The 18,704-nt window shown below is 58.4% G+C and carries 11 protein-coding genes; 3 read left to right on the top strand and 8 right to left on the bottom strand.

Features of this window, described 5'->3' with window-relative positions; all coding sequences use genetic code 11:
- The 3 genes from ILT44_RS23385 to ILT44_RS23375 form a co-directional block, all read left to right on the top strand.
- Positions 1 to 718 (top strand): site-specific integrase (locus ILT44_RS23385; protein WP_204242018.1); only part of this gene is annotated, 718 nt, incomplete at its 5' end.
- Between the two features lie 118 nt (positions 719 to 836).
- Entirely contained in the window at positions 837 to 1,823 is a 987-nt protein-coding gene (locus ILT44_RS23380) for a site-specific integrase (RefSeq protein ID WP_204242017.1), read from the top strand.
- Positions 1,824 to 2,447: 624 nt separating this feature from the next.
- Positions 2,448 to 2,636 carry a hypothetical protein gene (locus tag ILT44_RS23375; protein WP_204242016.1) on the top strand — a complete coding sequence of 63 codons (189 nt, stop codon included), beginning with the start codon at positions 2,448 to 2,450 and terminating at the stop codon, positions 2,634 to 2,636.
- Positions 2,637 to 3,133: 497 nt separating this feature from the next.
- On the opposite strand, the gene ILT44_RS23370 is transcribed toward ILT44_RS23375, so the two are convergent.
- The 8 genes from ILT44_RS23370 to ILT44_RS23335 form a co-directional block, all read right to left on the bottom strand.
- Complete coding sequence (locus ILT44_RS23370; RefSeq protein ID WP_204242015.1) at positions 3,134 to 3,601, bottom strand: nuclear transport factor 2 family protein; 468 nt, start codon at positions 3,599 to 3,601, stop codon at positions 3,134 to 3,136.
- A gap of 265 nt (positions 3,602 to 3,866) precedes the next feature.
- The gene (locus ILT44_RS23365) at positions 3,867 to 4,655 is read right to left on the bottom strand and encodes an alpha/beta fold hydrolase (RefSeq protein WP_204242014.1); all 789 of its coding nucleotides are present in this window, start codon (positions 4,653 to 4,655) and stop codon (positions 3,867 to 3,869) included.
- A gap of 476 nt (positions 4,656 to 5,131) precedes the next feature.
- Positions 5,132 to 6,853 carry a hypothetical protein gene (locus ILT44_RS23360; RefSeq protein WP_204242013.1) on the bottom strand — a complete coding sequence of 574 codons (1,722 nt, stop codon included), beginning with the start codon at positions 6,851 to 6,853 and terminating at the stop codon, positions 5,132 to 5,134.
- Positions 6,846 to 11,444 carry a hypothetical protein gene (locus tag ILT44_RS23355; RefSeq protein ID WP_204242012.1) on the bottom strand — a complete coding sequence of 1,533 codons (4,599 nt, stop codon included), beginning with the start codon at positions 11,442 to 11,444 and terminating at the stop codon, positions 6,846 to 6,848. The genes ILT44_RS23360 and ILT44_RS23355 overlap by 8 nt, the downstream gene beginning before the upstream one ends.
- Entirely contained in the window at positions 11,425 to 14,883 is a 3,459-nt protein-coding gene (locus tag ILT44_RS23350; RefSeq protein WP_204242011.1) for a hypothetical protein, read from the bottom strand. Before ILT44_RS23350 ends, ILT44_RS23355 begins: the two co-directional genes overlap by 20 nt.
- Positions 14,880 to 16,841: a DUF6603 domain-containing protein gene (locus ILT44_RS23345; protein WP_204242010.1), complete on the bottom strand. Its 1,962-nt coding sequence runs from the start codon at positions 16,839 to 16,841 to the stop codon at positions 14,880 to 14,882. The genes ILT44_RS23350 and ILT44_RS23345 overlap by 4 nt, the downstream gene beginning before the upstream one ends.
- Positions 16,838 to 17,683 carry a hypothetical protein gene (locus ILT44_RS23340; RefSeq protein ID WP_204242009.1) on the bottom strand — a complete coding sequence of 282 codons (846 nt, stop codon included), beginning with the start codon at positions 17,681 to 17,683 and terminating at the stop codon, positions 16,838 to 16,840. The genes ILT44_RS23345 and ILT44_RS23340 overlap by 4 nt, the downstream gene beginning before the upstream one ends.
- A 294-nt stretch (positions 17,684 to 17,977) precedes the next feature.
- A complete protein-coding gene (locus ILT44_RS23335) occupies positions 17,978 to 18,499 on the bottom strand; it encodes a carboxypeptidase-like regulatory domain-containing protein (protein WP_204242008.1) in 522 nt (173 codons plus the stop codon).
- Positions 18,500 to 18,704: the final 205 nt, after the last annotated feature.

The raw sequence follows: 18,704 nt of genomic DNA, 5'->3' as shown, positions 1-18,704 counted from the left end.
GCAGCCTGATCCTGCCGGACAGGCTCAACCCGATCACTCTCTGACGCTGAATGTCAGATCAAATGCCGACTACTACATCTGGGCGCGGGTCAGTGCGCTGCCCGAGATCCTGATGCGTGAGGCTCGGCGGCAGCGCGCGACCAGCCCGTATAAAGCGGCCCTGAAAGCGCAGATCGCCATCGCAATCGCCATCCTGATCGTGGCGCCCGTGCGCATTGGTAATCTCGCGGCAACCAAACTCGATCAGCATCTCTTGCGGGTCGGCGGGCCGAAAGGGCTCTTCTGGCTGCAATACGAAGCCCACGAGGTAAAGAACCATGTGGATCTCGAGTTCACGTTCGACGCCGAGCTGACAGCCCTGGTGCCCGAGTACATCGAGGTGCACCGGCCAGTGCTGCTGCGCGGCTCGAACGAGCGCTGGCTGTTTCCGGGAGTGAACAACGGCGGGTTTAAGGCCCCGCACCTCCTGAGTGCCCAGATCCGCAACATGGTGGAGCAGCGGACCGGGTTGCGGGTCACCGCGCATCAGTTCCGGCATGTTGCAGCCGCGATGCTGCTTAAGAAGTTCCCTGTCAACTATGCGCTCGTTGCGAAGGTCCTTGGGCACAAGGGTACGGCGACATCGATGAACAACTACATCGGTCTTGAGACGCTCGAGGCCAACCAGATCTTTGCGGCGCTTGTTCGCGAGAACAGGCGCTCTCATCAGCTGGCATGAGGTGACCGAGATGGTACGCTCCCTTCCCCTCCGCTCCTGGCCAGTCGACGACCAACGTGCCTGGGCTGAGGCGTGCCGCCCCACGCAGCGGCTTCGCCTTGGTGGTCGTGCTTCTCATATGAAGCGTGTCTCCCAGGACGATCTCGCGCGGCGCTATGGCTATTTCCTCTGGGCTCTGATGCAGGCCGGACAGCTCAACCCGAGTGCACCAGCCGGCTCTCACGTCACCCCGGAGGCCACCGAACACTTTATTACGCTAGTCGAGCCACAGTGGAGCAGCGTCACTCGATCCCAGTCCGTGTTCAAGCTGAGGCGAATGACCGAGATCCTGGCACCGGAGAAAGACCTGATCTGGCTGCGTGGGATCGAGGCGGATTTTGGGGCCGAAGCACGCTCGAACCGCCGTCGCGAGAACGTCATGACCAACGAGCTGATACATGCAGGGGAAGCTCTGTTCAAGGAGGCCGAGAATGCCTCTCACCTCAGTCCAAAGAAGCGGGCTTGTCTGGCCCGCAACGGGCTGATGATAGCCCTGCTCGCGGTTCGCCCCATCCGGCACAAGAACTTTGGCGAACTGATGCTCGGGTCCAGCTTCCGCCATCTTGACGGCAACTGGTGGATCGTCCTCGAGGCTGAGGACACGAAGGGCAGCCGAGTGGACGAGAGGCAGGTGCCGGAATATCTCAACCCGCTGGTGGAGCGATATCTCGCCACCTACCGCCCTATTCTGCTGGCCCGACAGGCTGCCACCTCTCACTGTGAAATGGTCGAAGCCAAAGCCATGCACTCGCTTCCGGGCGGCTCATTAGAGGACATGTCCGGCCCGTTGTGGGTCGCAGTCACGGGAGAGCCCCTCACCTACTCGGCTGTGGGTACTGCAATCACGGACACCGTAGAAGCCACAATAGGGGTCCGGCTGAGCCCGCATGCGTTCCGCCGTGCTGTCAGGACAACGGTGACCTATTTGGGCGGGGAGCATCGCGGCCTCACGCAAGGGGTACTGCAACACAACAGCGTGCGGGCCGGAGATGAGCATTACGACAGCGACTCAACCCGGCGTGCGGGCCTTGAGCTGACCGCAATCATACGAGAGCTCACGAAATAGGCCACTGCACGTGATCCGGAGCGCTGGTTCGAGGCAGATCCGAAGTCTGGCCTCCTGGTAAGGATTACTCGTTCTACAATTGGGTCAGCCGATGGAATAACTCTTGCTCCTGATCCGTTAGCCCCTCTGAAGGCCTCGCAACCCTTGCCTTCGCCTCACTTCAAGCCCCTTCAAGCATTCTCGCGTAAGGGGCTTTTTCTTGCGCCAAGCTGAAACAAGCCTCGGCTGGGAAGGTTGAGCTTGTGAAGGAAGCCCGAGATACTTGCGACTCCGTTGTGAGCTGTCCGCGGAGCGCTGGAACACAATCAGAAGACGGACTGTGAACTCACCCGGATGTCGAAACAAGCTCGGACCCACTTCAAGTTTTGACGCAATGCTTCCACGGCCAAAGATGGAGTGGCTTGCGCCAGAAGTAAGCTTATGAGATAAATTAGCTTCTTATCGATGCAAAACGCCCAGTGGAGGCGAGAGGCGGGGGATCATATGTCCAGGCCTGCATTCGTAACAATCAAGCATGTGAAATGCCACTCGATGAATGACTATACGGGATCCGATGATTTGTTCGGAGTTCTCGGACCAGTCCGCTTTCGTATTGGGTCCTTTGCTCCTGGCGATGAGCTTAGCATGGACATCACGCAGATCGTTCCCGCTGGTGAGTTCTACCTGAAAATCGTTGAAAATGATGTGATCAGCGATGACGATATAGGTTACATCGATTTAACTGAGGTCATGGACGCCGATTACACCAGGAACGTACAGGGCGCCGACGCCAATTACGACATCACCTTCTTCGTCCAATCGGTGGCAGATTAGGATCAACAAGGGAAAATTGTTGGTTTTGTCGCAAGCCGATCCGATTGAGCAGACTCGCGCCAAGATCGCTTGATTAACTAGCGAAGGTCTTTTGTAAGACCGACGTTAGCTTGGACTGGATCTACTCCGGTATTGAACTGTTGTTGCTCCGAAAAATCGGACAGATCATCCGGTTGTGTGAGACAATGAACTCCCGGGGGCAACGACAGCTGAGCGCATTATGCGCGTGAAGGCTGTCGTCGTGCTCGAACTATAAGAGCAAGTTCTCCATCACGGTACGAGCCTCCGCGATCCGCCTCACCCGGACATAGTCGCGCTTAATCCTGTGCATGAAGGCTTCGGCATTCCATTGCGCTGCAGGCTCTGCGCGGGTTTGGTCCTCAGCTCCAGCCTTATGGTCCTGATCTCTGGGTTCGGTCGTACTTCAGAAAGCAGGGCCTATGCTCGTCTAGACATGAATCGGCGGCTTCGATGAAGCATCGATTGATGGAGAGCGACTATCTGTACTCTGGATGTTCCTCAATGAAAGCGTTGATCTTTCTGTCTGCTGAAGCTCTACGTATTGAAGGAATGAGCCAGGCAGTGACTCCCTTGACAGGCCCGAGTGCCTGAAGTCCCCACTTCAATGCGCTACATTTATCGTGATGCTGGACAAGCAGCCCGTTCTGGAATCGAAAATTAGATCGAATAACGTTGTGCACTCGGCGTCCCGTGTCCCCAAACGTGTACTCGTCCACGAGATCGCCCGTGCCAGTTTGATCGTCCACAACGAGAATCTCAAATGTCGCCTTCAGATCGGTAAGGCATATCATGTGCCACATGGCACGGATCTTGTTTTCTCCTCGCAAGTTGAAGGCGATGTCGGTGAACTCTGCATCCTTATCGTAGCACTCAGCCATTGCTAAGTGATCCTTTTTGTTTAGGCTGGTGTAGAGCTTATCCAGCAGCAGCGCGTGAGAATGCATCTTTCTCTCCTTGAGGACGTTTCATTGGCCCCTCCAATGGCTGAATTTAGCCTCGCCGAGCTTCCCCAATGACCTCAACCGCGCCGGGTTGTCGCCAGCCAACTCAAGATATTTGAGTGATTGCGTACCGGACGTACCATATAAGCCTTGTGTGAGTTGGGACGTGAGTGTGCAGGCACTCACTTTTCAGCTCCCGGACTTGGCCTATTCCGCTCCCAGCAAAATTGATTGAAGTGTTCAATTTGAGATCGGCAGCAATCGCCTTTTAAAGGAAATTCTTGAGAAGCGCTCTGGTTTCGGCAGGTCGCTCCTCATGTGGAATGTGACCACAGTTATCAATCATCTCAAGGGAAGCGTTCCCGAGTGCGTCCTTGAGCCGTCTACCATCGCTCGGCGGCAGGAAGCTGTCTTGCTCGCCCCAAATGACAAGTGTTGGAATGGTGATATTTCCCAGATCTGTTGCTGAGACAGCAATCTCACTCAGCCGCCTCGAATGTTCTAGAAATGCTTTCAACTGAGCGCGAGACGACAATCCTTTAGCATACCCATCAACTTGCTTTGCACTGATCAGGGATGAGTCCGCGTAAGCTTCATCAAGGATCTGTGTGACCAATTGAACACTGATCATGGACAAATCGAGATCAGGACTGCCCAAGAACCCCATTAGGCTATTGAGGTCCGGCCCGAGACTTGCTTTCGGCGGCGGGTAGGCGACCGGTGCAATAAGAACCAGTCTCTCGAGTTTCGGTTGACCTTTCCGCTCTGCCTGCTCAGCAATTCGCAAAGCAACTCCACCCCCCATTGAATGGCCAATGAGGACTGGATTGATGAGGCTTTGCGCCTTGATGAACGCACTGACGGCCTCGGCTTGTGCGGCCATCGTATATGGAAAATTGGGAGGGGCCGGGCTCTGGCCAAAACCAAGCAGATCAAGCGCATAAAGCGTGTGATCTTCGCGGAGCGCTGTAGTCATCTCTCTCCATGAGAATGAGTAAGCACCTATCCCGTGTATGAGAACCACGGGCGGACCGGATCCCTGCTTTTCAAAATGCATCGTAGAGTTCCTATTCATCACAAACATTTATGTAAAGGCTAGATCGGACAGCAGCCTCAGAGCCGGTCCGCGCTACTTTACGAAGAGCTTGCACTACAACTGCACTGAACTCCAAGGCGCTACGCTGCTACTGTAAAATCAGATACTAGGGTTAGCAGGGTAGACGCTTCCTGACTTCGTCATTAAGTCAGCACCACCGCTTTGAGAATGCTACCGCCTATCGCTGTGTTGTCGTACTCACTACCTCGTAGGATCTGGAGACAACGCGGTCGGATCTCACCTCACCAGCGATCAGGCGTATTGATAGCCAGCTAGAGCATCGGACCAAAAGGCAGATCCACGACGCCCCATCCCTCTCCGCTGGGCAGAGGTGGAGAACCAAGCGGGTCCGACAAATCGTCCGATGCTCTAGACGTTCCGAGCACCATTACCATTGCTCCGTGTATTGGCTCTTTGACAGCCATGATGCCCCGGCATTAGCGTCCTGGTGGTGACGTCTTGTCGAAATAAAGCCCAGCATGGCTTTCTCCACGGCCAGCCTTCTTTTGCCGGCCTCGCCAGAGATGGGTTGAGCCGTCGGTCCAGCGAACCAATTGATCAACCATCTGTAGCCTGAGGCCATCCCGTCGGACCTCTTCCTCAAAGATCGTATCGATTTCCGCAGCGAGTTGACCGCTGGCTAGCCGAAGGCGCAGAGCATCGGTCTCCAACAGGAGCGCCCGCTCCAGCATATGGTGTCTCTCGCTCCCCTCTTCTGCACCTCCTTCAACCGGAACCGCCACCAGAGGCTGCCAACCATTCGGCACCCAGGTGGCCACCTGATAAATCAGGTCCGGTCTGGGATCTTCCGCAGGATAGTCCTGCAAATCTAAAGGTTCAGGTTTTCCCGGTGGCACCTCAACTGCTCGCCCTGCCGGACCCAGGACAAGTTTTTCAATGGCCCAGGCAAGGTTGGCTTGCTCGTCGCGCTGCAATAGAACGTCCTCAAGGGGGGCGCTCTGCTGCCCATAAAGTGTTGCCGGAGCGATGAGCAGGAACGGCTCATCGGCAATTTGGTCACTGACTGTTGAGAGCTGGAACATGCGCCCGCCCTGATCGTGAGCCTGACTTGCAGCCGTTCCTACGCAGGTGGCCACCCCGAACGTGTCAGTGACAACGATCCATTCAATACGCGCAACGCTGCCGACCGGCAGTTCTACGGGAACCATAAACCAATCTGGGCTGTAAATGACGGCATATTCCGTTGCGAGCATGCGCGCCAGATCGGTCGGTCCAGCATCGATACTTCCCAAATCAATAAGGCCGTCCTCCATTTCCCAGAAGCGGTCACCTGGCATACCTGGGAATGTCACCGATTTAGGCAAGAGGCGGTACTGGAGGATGCCGGCATTCGCATCCGTGCCGATCGGACCGAGTGTGCCCTGCACTCTGTCAACGTGATACCAGTCGAGCCCCGAGCCATCGTACTCCGACGCGGTCATCGCGATTTCGTCACCAAATCCCGGTGACGAAATCGAGAAAGCATACTCGAGCCGCTTGGGCTGCCATGCATTGCGTGTCTCACTCGAATCTCGCCTGATCTCGAGTTCGCCTTCAAGCCAGCTAATCCACTCGCGAAGGACCTTATCGAACACCTCAACGTCTCCCGCTGCACGAATGTCCGCAAGGTTGTTATTTGCATGCGCTGTTCTCACCGAGAGACCGTCGGTAACTTTTCCGCCGAAGACCGCTGCATAGCGCTCTTCATGGACACTGTTGAGGATTGGTGTCCCCGTGCGAGAGAAAGAGGCGGCGAACGGGAACCTGGTTCGTAAGAGAGGTACCGTGTCGCCGAGCCCGCCTGCTTGGAGATCCTGCTCCAGCCTGAGCCCGGACCGGACACTAATCCCCCAAGCACGTTCCGGATCGATCGGCTCGGCCTCGATAAGTGGCTCGAGCGGCAGGGTTGTCGGATCGTAGTCGATCGCTCCTGCCGTATCGTCTGAATGGAGCCCCGGCCGGAAGCGCGCGAGCTGCGACCAGGACGCCTGAACTTGGATGTCAACCGGCGAGCCGCCGTCGTCGCCCGTGAACTCCCCGAGCTGCAGCTGCCGTGCCAGAAGCCACATAGGATCAGCGACTTCAGCCGCGAGGCCAACATCAATGTCGGTTGTTGCCGCGTGGGGTTCGATACGGGCCCAAGTTGTGATGCTAGCCATTCTTGAGCCTCATGTCTTGATTGGCAGCAAGCCACTGACTCATTTCACCGGACAGGAGCCAATGCCGCGCGATCCGATGTAAGGAGTCGGTGTTTGGGAAGCCATCGCGAGCATAGATCGCTGGGAGGTATTCGTCGACAGCGGTCGGTCTGAGCTGCGGCAACTCTACGGTCCGAAGCCTTGCCAGGGCTAGCGTATCGCCCAGCATGGCCTCGATCGTCGACCACGACCAAGGCTGCTCATCTGGATTAGGATGGACTGCAAGCAGAAGCGATTGGGGCGCCCGCGCGTTCGGCGCGTTGTAATGCAAGCTTACCCCAGTGTTCTGGGTGACCGCCGGAATTGCCTCGGTCCACTCGTCGAGCACCAGCCCAGTGATATCGTCGGGAAGCGCGGAGCCGTCGGTGAAGATAAGCATGTGGATCCGTGGTCCTCCGATCGTTTCGAAGCGACGCAGCGGGTTCATGTCCGGATCAGCAGCCCGTACCTTGAGTGGGCCTGCGAGCCAGTTGTCCTGTGGCTTCGGTGGCAGCTGGGCAATATGTGTCGAAAGGTCTTTTGCTCCTAGGAAGGTGCTGAACTCCCTCAGGTCCTTGAGCGCAGCAACTGCCGATCTTACCCGCCCTGTGCGTGAGATCCATTGCTCAATCGCGGAGCGATCCACATGGGCCGGAACAGAATCGGGCCCCAACTGGGGCGGGGATGTGAGCCTAGGGAGAAGAACCGTCATCGGACCAAGCAGCGCCTGTGCTGTGGTCGTGAGGCGGTCGAGGAGCGGCCGCTTCTCGTTCTCGCGAGCCTGAAGAGCATCGTCTGCTGTTCTCAACATCACCCGAGCGCCCGCGATTACCGCATCTACGCGTTGCACCACCGCAGCACCGGGAGGCAGGGACGCACCGGGCACCCCAAATTCGGCCAGTCGCTCGAGACCCTGCTTTATGGCATCAGCATCGGCCTGCTGCGCGTAAGCCGCTTCAAGGTTCGTCAGGGCAGTTCGGAACCTTTGTCGCGCTTCCTCGACCTTGCCTTTGAGGTGAGCCAGCACTGCCTCGCTCGGCGCTGCGGCAGGGTCTTCACCAGGGAGTTGAAGATCCTGCTGCGTCAGGGGGCGAGCGGCTAAAAGCACATCACGCGCGGCCCCCGCGAGAGCGATAAGCTGATCCCAGCTGAACTCCGCGTTGGGAATCTGGCGCACGCGACCACCAGCCAATTGAGCATTGGCCACAATTCTGTCTGCGAGAAGCGACTGTGCAGCTTCGCCCCCACTCGCCTCATAGATGACGTCCAGAGCGCAGATCGAGGGCTGCAACTTGGCAAGATTGACACTTTTTTTGAGTTCTTCTGACCCGTCAGCCTTGCCCGTATAGACTTCCGCTTCCCAACGATCGGCCCGTCCCAAGAGCCGCCTTGCCCAGCGCTCGAGTTCAGGTGATAGCCGGGCTCGCGGTGCCTCGTCGTTCCATCCGGGAATATTTGGATTGCTGCCCTCGACGACAAGAACCACACGATGTGTAATGGTCTGGCCGCTACGTGGCGTTCGGATGACCTCCAGTCCACCTGGTAGTGGCTCGCCGTAGGCAGCAGCCCGCAAGGTCGCGGCCGCCCGTTCGTGGTCGCCGCTGACAATATTGTGCACACCCTCCGCAACCAGGAGGTCAGAAACAGCCTCCACAGCGGCATCAATGCTCCTCAGGACGGCATCCGTCTCTTTGAAGACCGGATCATACTGCCGCATTTTTTCGCGTGAGAAACCACCCGGAGGGTTCTGGTTGATGTCCGCCCGCCAGATGTTCCAACTCCGCCAAGCACTCCACGCGCGCTCGCCATCGACAACATCCCGGGGCACCACCTGCTCAGGGTCATCGGTCGTGCGGGGTACGCTTTGTTGCGGAAACAGGTCGCGCAACGCCTGAATGAGATGCGCGCGGTTCGCATCTTGCAACGCCCGTTCGAGCCGGTAACCCAGAACCGCACCGATTGACTGACCGTTCTGAACCGCGTCGAGAATGTCTTTGCCGACGCGAATGCGGGTCGAGGTAAGGTCGATCCGCGCCACCGTGCTGCCCGTGCCATCATCATGACTGAGCTCCGCCGATCTTAGCACAGCAGCTGTCTCGGCTTGCGCGAGGGAAGGAGCATGAACCCAGCCAACCTGCTTGCGAGGCGTGACCGGTTGCGGCGCATTGACATCCCAGCCTTCGAGCTGCTCGGGAAGAGGCTCTGGCATGGGCTCACGAGGCAGATCTACAAGCCACCCGTAGGCACCGATCCTCAAGCCGCTTTGACGCTTGAGGCGCAGCCAATCAAGCCGCCGGGTTGCCACGGACGTAATCCAGGCATCGAGCCTGGTCGCGCAAGTTGCAAGTGTCTCACCCAGCAGTCGTTCGAAGTCGGCGGCCGCGAGGCCGTCTGGTCGCTCCGGGCGCATGGCTGCTTCGTAAAGTCCCAGCACCGCCTTCTGTGTGTCCATGAAGGCCTGCGTCGTCGGCGGGCCCTCGCCTTCAGGTTCAGCAACGGCGAGCCCAGCCATCTGAACATCAAACACTAGGTCAGAAAGGCTTGTCTGACGGGCTTCGGCGGTCAGAGATCCCGCCGGCTGAACTTGATATGCGATTGCCAGCTCATCGAATGTCATGGAAATCACACCAGACCGAGAAGGCTTTCCTGCCTGCTCAATCATCGCCAACTCAGGCGACTGACTGATCAGGTCGAAGTGAATGCCCCGATCGAAAGATTTTACCAGAGCCAGTGCGGACTGCTCGTTCGCGAGGAGCAATGACCGGATCAAAAGCTGGGACAGGAGATCGGAGGGAGCCTGCCCGGCCCAAAAGCCGGGCTGCATCAGCGTCTTGGGGGCTGCTTCAGTCAGCTTCTTAAGATAATCTGCTGGAGCCACCCCGGCGGTATCGGCGACTGACGGAATCGTAAGGAGCAGCGGGTCCTCTCTTTCGAAGTCGAGAATCCGCGCGTCCTTGGGCAGCCCGCACACCACGGCTAACCAGTGCTGGTAAACCTTGCTGGTGACGGTCGCTGACAGCGACTTGAAGGTTGTCTGCTCGTTACTGTCGACGAAGGGCAATGGCTTCTGGCCACTGGCCACCAGCGTGCCGAGTTGCCCGGTGACAGTGCTAACCCCATAGCTACGGGGGTGTGGAACAGGCCCCGTCCCCATGATCTCGAGGAGCCGCCGACTAGCGGCGTCAATGTCCGGAGCGACATGTGGTAGCTCCGGGGCCTGCTTTGCCGCATAACTCCAGAACGGGCGCAGGTCCGCAAGCAACTTTGTCAGCTGAATGAGGGTTGCCGGCTCACCCTCCTGCTTGGACCAAGCCGCCGGATCGGTGATCGGCAGTACCCCGTAGGGCTGACGTCCAAGGAGCAACGCGGGGAGCGGACCGCGCCCGCGCACATAGTCGCGGAAGTGTGCCCGTCCAAACCGGTAGGCATCGTCGAGCCCATCGACGAGGCCGTCATCCCGGGGCATCTCAACCCTAGTTGGCATGAAAAGATTGCCGAGCAGCTCCCCCCAGGTTACGGGGAAAAGGGCCTCGTTCATCAAGCGTGCGTGGCTCTGTTCCCGAAGGTTCGCGAACTCGAGATCGCTCAGTGCTCCCGCGGGTAGGCCCAAGGCGGCGGCTAACACTTGTGCGTTTGTCCCGCCGCCACGCAAAACATCAGTTGGAAAAGGATCAGGGGGCGGTGCCTCAATGGCGCGTAAAGCCTGGGGATCAGGCCGAGACTGCCAGCCTGAGCGGGCTCCCTTGAGGTTGTTGGTCGGCGTTCCCTGCGGCAGAAAGCGGGCCCCATGCCGCACCTTGTGTTGCCCAATCAGATCGGCCAAAGCTTTGGCCTCTGTCTCAGCACTTTCACCGTCGGCCAAGGTCTCCCGCAGACCGAAAACCAAAAGCCGGTCAATCGTGCTGCCGACGGCGACCAAGACGGTTTCATTTCCTGCTTCATCAAAGTGTGCAAGATCGACAGTCACTGCCATCCCGGCGGCCTCAGCATCCGCATAGTCGGCGAGCCACCTGGTTTCGGCGTCGAACTTCAGTCCCTGGCGGGGATCGAGTGAGAGGCGGTACTGGTCATCCTGGCGAGGCCCAACCGCCAAAGGCTTGCGGACGGGGCCGCTGATCGTCGATAGGACACGCTTTCCGGCAGCCCACGCCGTCACCACCCAATGATCAGGCAAAATGTCGGCTGTCGGCGGCGATCGTCCGCTCCGGAGTGTACCGGCGTAGCCGCCTCTGGTCAGGTGAGCAACATGAGCGGCCCGGTACGGACCAACCCGCCGGCTCAGCTGCTCCCAGAATGCGCGCTCCGCAGCGCCTGCATTCTCGCCTGCTCTCGCGAGATCGTCCCAGTACGCCTGTCCCGCTTCTACCTCCAGGGCAGTCAGGTCAGGCTTGTGGTCTCGCACCGAAATCTCATCGGGATAAATGCGAACGCGCAGAACCGGCATAGCGCGCTCGCTTCCGGCGGCACCGATTGGACGAGTTCCAAACCGTACCTCGAGCCGGACCGGAAGCAGTGCCAAAGGCAAATCGCGCTCCAGGTTGTGATAAAGGTCATCAGGAATTTTCTTCGACAATGTAATCACTCGCCTTGAGCAGGACCTGGAATGGCTGCTGGAGCAGAATGGAAGCGATTTGGCCGCCGTCAGATGATGGCCCCCATTTCGCGGCATCGTAGTTCCATCCTGGAATCTCATTCTTGACGGTAAGATTCGGATTGCCGTTCTCAAGAAACGCGGCCATGTTCTGCCACGAGAGCGTCTCCGGCCCAGTCGGCGGTGTGGGAGGCCCATCAGGCGGCTCTTCGTCGAGTCCGAACCGTGCCTCATCCATCGGCTGGGTTAATGCGATGTACCAACAGCTGCCGTCATCGCGATCGGGTTCTGTCAACTTCGCTCTGGTGGTTGCGAGGCCAGCATAGGTCACGTCAGGATCGAGTGAACCCCGGAACATCTGCCTTATGGACGGGACGTCCGGCGTAGGAATAAATCGGCGCCGGTCGGGAGCCTGTTGACCGTCATGGATCGCCTCAATGCGCCCATGAACTGCTGAGATGTCAGTATTAGGATAGAGCCTCAGGAGGTCGCCACGCACCACCACCACGACATCCTCGTCAGGATGCAGATCGTCAGCCGGTCCATGCCTGCCCAGCAAATCAGCCCAGCAGTGAATGGGATCGATATCGGGTGTATCCTCCTGCGTTGGCCAGAACCGGGCGAAGCTGGTGCCCATCAGGTCGGTCGGGTACCGCCGCCACCTGAGTTCGCGGGCCATCTCGTAGTTAGCTCCGACCAGAAATGCCTCAACGAAACGTGCATTGGTGACAAACAGGCTGATGGAGTTGGGCGGCAATCGGTCGGAATGCCCAAGAACCCATTCTGCATCGAGTCGCTTGAGTGCCTCAACAACCGGATTATCAAAGTGGGGGGCTGCCATGATGGGATGAGCCGGCGTCCGCCGTCTTGGCCGACCTGGCTCCGATGTGTCGTCTGTCAGCTGCAGTGCCCAGCCGAGCATCTTCAGATACTGCTTTGTCGGCTCTAGGCCCGTGACAATCATCTCCCGTGCCTGGGCGGTCGATAGAGGAACGATCGAGGGCAGAGCGGCGGCCTGGTCGGCCGTGGTGATCCCCGGCAGTATCTGCCCGATCTCTCCAATCTCATCGACCCTCATGGCGGGGTCGATTTGTCGGTCTAGATTGAATTCGGAGAGCAATACGCTGCTCAGCCGATTGTATCGCACGAGCGCGTCGACCTCTCGCGCGTCCCTTTGGGCATTCCTTGTCGTGGCCGCCGACAGAAAGCTCCTCAGGTTGTCGAGTTGTGTCCGAGAGACCACAAATTTGGCCGCCTCAGCTGAGATATTTCTTACCCTGAATTCGTTCTCAGTCGAGCCCGCAAAAAGGTGAACATCCCTTCCTCTGCGGGCTCGGCCCGCCTGAAGGCGGAGTTTCTTGTAGAACAGAGGAGCATCAGGGGGGGCTGCCTGGCGCTGCTCATTATGTATTGCCCCGATGTTGGCGAGCCGCTCTCGGTCCACTTCGACAAGTTTCTGCACCGCCGACTGCCGCTTGGCAGACTTCCCCTCGCCTCCCCTCGAAACGATCCACCCCGGAGCTGTGGCGACTTCCCGTCCCGTTCTTGGCGCCTTCTCGATCACCACCCACGGCTGGTGCTGCAGCGCCGCCCCGATCCCCGGGTCCGGCGCGTGTGCGACTTCCCGCGCGTCATCGATCTTCTGTTCGATCGTTGGGATCGTCGCCTCGAACGTCTCAAGACGCCGGACTGTATCCTCCAATGACAGCCCTGTGGCCAGTTTTATCTTCTCAGCGATAGCGTCCTCAAGGAACAGTTCCCGGAAGCGCGACGGCGCCAAACGTGGCACTAGCGAAAAGCGCTTGGTCTCAGCAGGATTCTTGCCGAGCAGCATCTTGTCGGCAACGTTGTCGATCACCTGCAGAGCGGCAGTCACCTCACGCAGGCCTGTCGCACGCTCGACAGCGCGGACCGCGTAGCGGGCGGTCCGGTGGAAGTTGGCGCTGATAAGGCTCAAGGGGAGCGCTGTCGCTGAGATCCTGTCTGCGATGGTCTTGCTCGGACCGTCGAGACGCAGGCGGCCGAGAACGGGTGCTGTGAGCTTCAGAATTCCTATAGCACTTCTAAGCTGTAGGCGTTTGCTGTGCAACGGCACCGCAGCTGACAGGTAGACGAGTCCCCAACGGGCTCTGCGGTTGGCGTCCGAAATGGCTTGGAGCTGGTTCCACGCCTCTGCCATCAATGCTTCTTGATCCTGTTGCACGACCCGTGCACCCAGTGCCGCGGCCACACGCATTTCAGGATCGGTATTAAGCTCAGCCAACCAGGGGACGTCAGGGTGAACCACAGGTTCGCCGCTGGGGGCAGCATCGATTGCAATCTTTTGCGCATGCCACTGGCCGTAAAGGGGTGGTCCGACCACCCGTCGTTTTCTCCCACGTTCGTCATTGCCTTCGGAAAGGTTCGCTAGCTCCTTGAGAGCCGTTCCGACGGCCTTGCGCCGCGTCAGGTCCGGTGCCTTCGATTGCAGCGACAGCGGCCCTGCCTGCCCGTTTTGGGAGATCGCGGTTCCAACAGAAAGGAGTTTTCCATCAAATGGAAATTGGTCGGGCAGTCGAGACAGCTTGCGATCGACATAGACGCGCCGCTCGCCGACCAGTCCATCGGGCACAGCTCCCTTGAGCTTTTGCGCAAGCGTTTCGAAATCACCAGCCGGTCCAGTCCCGAATCGCCAATGGTGAAGGACGGGAAGTTCCACCGGTTCAGCCGAGTCAACTTTCCATGTTAGTCCCGAAGCGCCCCGGTCCAAAGCTTCGCCTGGTGCATGGAGGCCGGCCTGTGCCCCGACACTGAATGTTGGCACCACGCAGGCGAGCCATCGCCGGTTCGGCTCGAGCCTTCGGGGGCAGACAAGCCGGGACACGATCCTACCCCGGTTGCGCTCCCAATCTTTCACCAGCTCGGCAGGAGATCCGTCGGTCACAACCTGCACATGTGCCCAAGCCCAGCTCTCATTGAGATTGGGAAGGCTGCCGGGATCCACTCTCACAGTCGGATTGGGCGATCCCGGCCGCATGACAAGGGGCGACCCGTCCACTTCCTCAAGGACGATGAGATTGATCCATGGTGTGAGGTGGTTGTGATCGTCCGGGGCCTCGGGGCTGAACAGCCACGGCATGTCGGGATGGGCGAACTCGATATGGACGAGGTAGTTTGGCTCGGCGTTGTGGCTGTTGGGCTGAGGCACCATTCGAACGACTTGAGTAGCATCAATGCCCAGCACGTTGCCGGGTCCCAGAACCTCGTATGTCACCTCTACCTTGGGGTTTTTGCCGAGTTCCGTCCCGTCCTCGTCGTTTAGTAAGACAGCAAAGGCGATTGTGGACTTCGCCCGTCCTGCATCCGCGCTCCCACCATGGCTGATCCCCGCAGCAGCTCCACGGCGAGCGTAAGGCAGAAAACAGTATCGCGGCACGGTCATGCCTGCATCTCCCAAGCAGGAGCCTTATCCATGATCCATCCGGCTGCATCCGTTAGCCCGCCATCACTGTCGATCGGTGTGGTCGGGTCCTTGATCCTGATCAGGACGGGCCGCTCTTTCGCCGGACGAACGGTGACCCCATGGACAGGCGCCGTCAAATCGTCCCGCCGGAGTGGCAGGAGCCCGAGATGACTGTTACGGAGTTCTCTGATCTCATAGTCGTAAACGCGGACCGATTCTGGACCTGTTGTAGGAGGCGCGGGCTCGACATCGAACCCACCCGGCAGATCGACATATCCACTTCGACTGAGCCTTGCGTTATCGTCCTGTTGGATGAAGCGCGCCGGAATGAACTGATCCGGCACAGGGAACACGTCCCCCTTGTGGGCAGCAACATGCAGAACCACAGGCTTCTCGAGGCTTACCCCGTCCATGAGGGCCAGTTTGGTTTCGATCGGAACGCTGTTTTGCCGGAACGAGATTCCCGACAGCGGGTGGATCAGGGTCTCTTCCCCAGGCCCTGATCGGAGCTTTACGATCTGCGGGCCACTGGCCGACGTAACAGTCCAGTTCGTGGAGAGCTTCAGCGCCGTGACGAAAGCCTCCAGCGGATCACGGGCCCGAATGCGCTCAGCCTCTGGCCCCCAACTCAGCGAAGGGAGATCGATATCGATGTCCCAGAGCAAAATCTCGATCGTTGCGTGACCGTTGATATACCACCGGGAGGGCCCCCCAAGAGCAGCATTCAGCGTCACGCTCATCAGGTTGAAGTCCGCGCACTCCACGCTGACCGAAGCCACAAGGCGTGCCTCGAAGGCGAGCGGGTCGAAGTTGATGAAGGCATCGAACTGCAGGTATCCATGGATTCCATAGCCGTCCACGCCCACTTGCAATTCGACCCTCGCGCCGAACTGAATCGCGGTTGTGGTGATCGCAAGATACGCTTCTGCCCGAAGCCGGATCAGCGGGCTGGGTGAGAGGTCGATCCGCAGGCGCCGCATGCCCGCCATGCCTTCCGGCGTTGGAAAGCCGGGATAGAACCCCCCAGCGGAGAGAGCAAACAGTGGATCAGGTCCTGTGATCAACCGCAGCCGGAAATCGCCCTCGATGGGCATAAAGATGATCCGGGAGTTCGCCAACGATGCATCGATGCGGATGCCGTTTTGATCGATTTCGCCATAGACGACAGCTTGCAAAAAGATGACCGGCGCCGCCTCGGCCGGTATTGTTGCTGCGATACGCCCCAGAATGATGGCCTTGTCATCAGCGGTAGAAAGAATCACCGCCAATGTCGCCGAGAGCATTGTCGGGGTCCCCCAACCGACCTTGATCATCGGCCCGACGATGATCCCACCCTCTTCGTAGGGGAAGCACCGGCTGGCAACGTCGAGCAGTCGCGGAGCCTCGGCGACGGGATCGCGGGGAAACATGAGGCGCGAGAGGTCGCCCGTGGAGGTCGCCTCGGTCAGGGCGTCCCTGTCAGCCCGACGGTTGACACCGACCAGTCCGCCGACCCCAGCCAACGTGAACCCGAAGGAGAGCTGCAGCGGCGGCTGAAACTCAGCCGCCATCATGACGAGCATAGAAAACTTGGACAACCCAATCACCGCCAACGCATTGACATCGATGATGCCGAGGTTGGCACTGAATGCCCCCCGCAACTCGCTGTCGCTGAACTTGGCAAGATAGCCTCCACCACTGACGGGCGGCAGATTGAGCTCGGCCGACATCCCGCTCGGCACCGTAAATTTCGGAACGTAGTCGAATGGGCCAAAATCCCCGTTCCCGGCTTTGTTGAGCTTGATCTCAACTGCTACTCCAAACCGGTCGACCGAAGCCGCGAGCCCTGGAAGGTGGAAGGTACCCGCTACCACCAGATTAAAGGAGACAAGTGTGTCAGGTTGTCCCGTGGCGCCCATCACATCGAGTTCTGTCGTGACTTTTCCCAAATCACTCATGACGCGCTCGCATGGCCGAGATCGAAGGTTGGGGACTTCCCTTTTGCTATTGTGAGGGAAGGACTGTACCGCTCATCAAGTGGGTTGACGTTGAGGATGCCCCAAAGATCTCCAAACTGCTTCTTGAGGTCCACTGCAGCTTTGAAGCCGGGGTTCTCGCGGTTGCCCATTCGCGCAAACGCGCTCCAAGTGATCGATGCTGGATCATCTGCGGCGCTCAACGTGCATCCAATTGAGGGCACGCCTATTGCGAGAACAAGGGGAGCGTCGTTCTGGCCGGGGAGGATAGGTTGAGCAAACTCGATCTCGACGGAGACGCGACCATTCCCCTGCTTGGTGATTGCACCCCCAATAGGAACACGAAACTCGACATCGCCGTCGCCGGAGGCGGCGACCTTTACGGGACCCGCACCTGAGTCGATTTTTGGATTGTTGCGGGTGCTAACGATAAATCCGCTTATCGGCTTCTCCCCCAATGCGATCGCAAGACTCAAGACGGCGTCGCCACTCGCAACAGGCTCTGTGTAGGTAAGGAGCAAGGCTCGGTTCCAATTCTCGCCTGGATCCAATACCCCTACTTTGAGCTTTTCTCCGACGGCCTTTTGCAGCTGCACCGCAAGAAAGATCATCAGACTGAGCCAGTCAGGGGGATTGACCGCCTGCTTCAGCTTGTCCCAAAGCTCGGAAGGCATTTCGGTGACCCGCTCAGCCTCTCCGACAGCCTCTGAAAGAACGTCAGCGAAGCGCCCGGGCGCTTGTTGTGCGGTTCGACTGGCTTCGTCGAGGCCATTCAGAAGCGTTGTTCCAAGTTCGCTCACTAATTGTTCGATAGTGGAAGCCAAGGATCCCCCCATTGATGTGGGAACGCAATCTGACGACGTCCTATGGGCGGACAGCTGAAACAGTCTGGAGGCAAGCCTCAGCGACTCTTTGACTGTACTCGATATGGCGCCCCATGGAGGTAGACACTTACCTGGGATCGCCGGTGACGACAGAAACTCTTTACAGCAGATCAGAAACGCTTGGGACCGAATGATCACTCATACGCAAGTTCGAGAGGGTATTCCGTGGAGAAGATGCTTCTTCAAGGCACCCACGTTGCAAGTCGGTAGGGCGGCCCTTCGCAGAAAGATGCCTCAGGTATGATCTTCAGCGCGGGCTTGAAAAAACTTCACGATATCTGTGTGGACTTTCTGCAGGATCTGAGTGGGAACCTTTAGCTGGCTCATGCGCTGTTGCGCCAAGGCCGGATAGAGATCGAATATAGAACCAGGATCGTGTTCTATAAACATGGCAGCAAACTGGTAAGCAGCGAGCGCATCAAGGTCTGCGCCAACACCGTGCGAGTGGCCAACCCGTCCTAAGCTTCTATCAAGTGAGACAGATGCCTGCGTACTTACAGATGACACGACAGATGGATGCCATTTGTCAGCATCGATGAGCGTTGGATGTGTATCGAACCAGACAATAACTGGCTTCCCGGGTGAAATACTCACCTCGTACCGACCATTCTCGTCGCTGAATGCCTTTTCAACAAAGTCCGTGTCACGGTAAACACTGACTTTGATTGCGTTGATGGGGCTTCCCTCATAGTCTCGGACAACACCCGAAATCGTGATATCTGCCGAAGCATGCTGTTGCACCACTCCAGAGGACATGGGCTTTCTCCCGACATCGCTTCAGCCTGCTGCCGTGCACATAAAGTACATCTCAGGGGAAATACTGCGCCGGTTGGCTCGACCGACACATCACTTAGTCAAGGCTCGAACAATTTCCGTCAAACGTGCTGAGACTTTACCACAACAGGTAACAATTACTGACACTTACTGCGACGTAGGCGCTCAATTCGAGGCGGCATGAGCT

Source organism: Microvirga arvi (genome assembly GCF_016892765.1).
Classification (GTDB): Bacteria; Pseudomonadota; Alphaproteobacteria; order Rhizobiales; family Beijerinckiaceae; genus Microvirga; species Microvirga arvi.
Note: the sequence above shows the minus strand (reverse complement) of the source record. Positions and strands in the feature narration are given on the sequence as shown.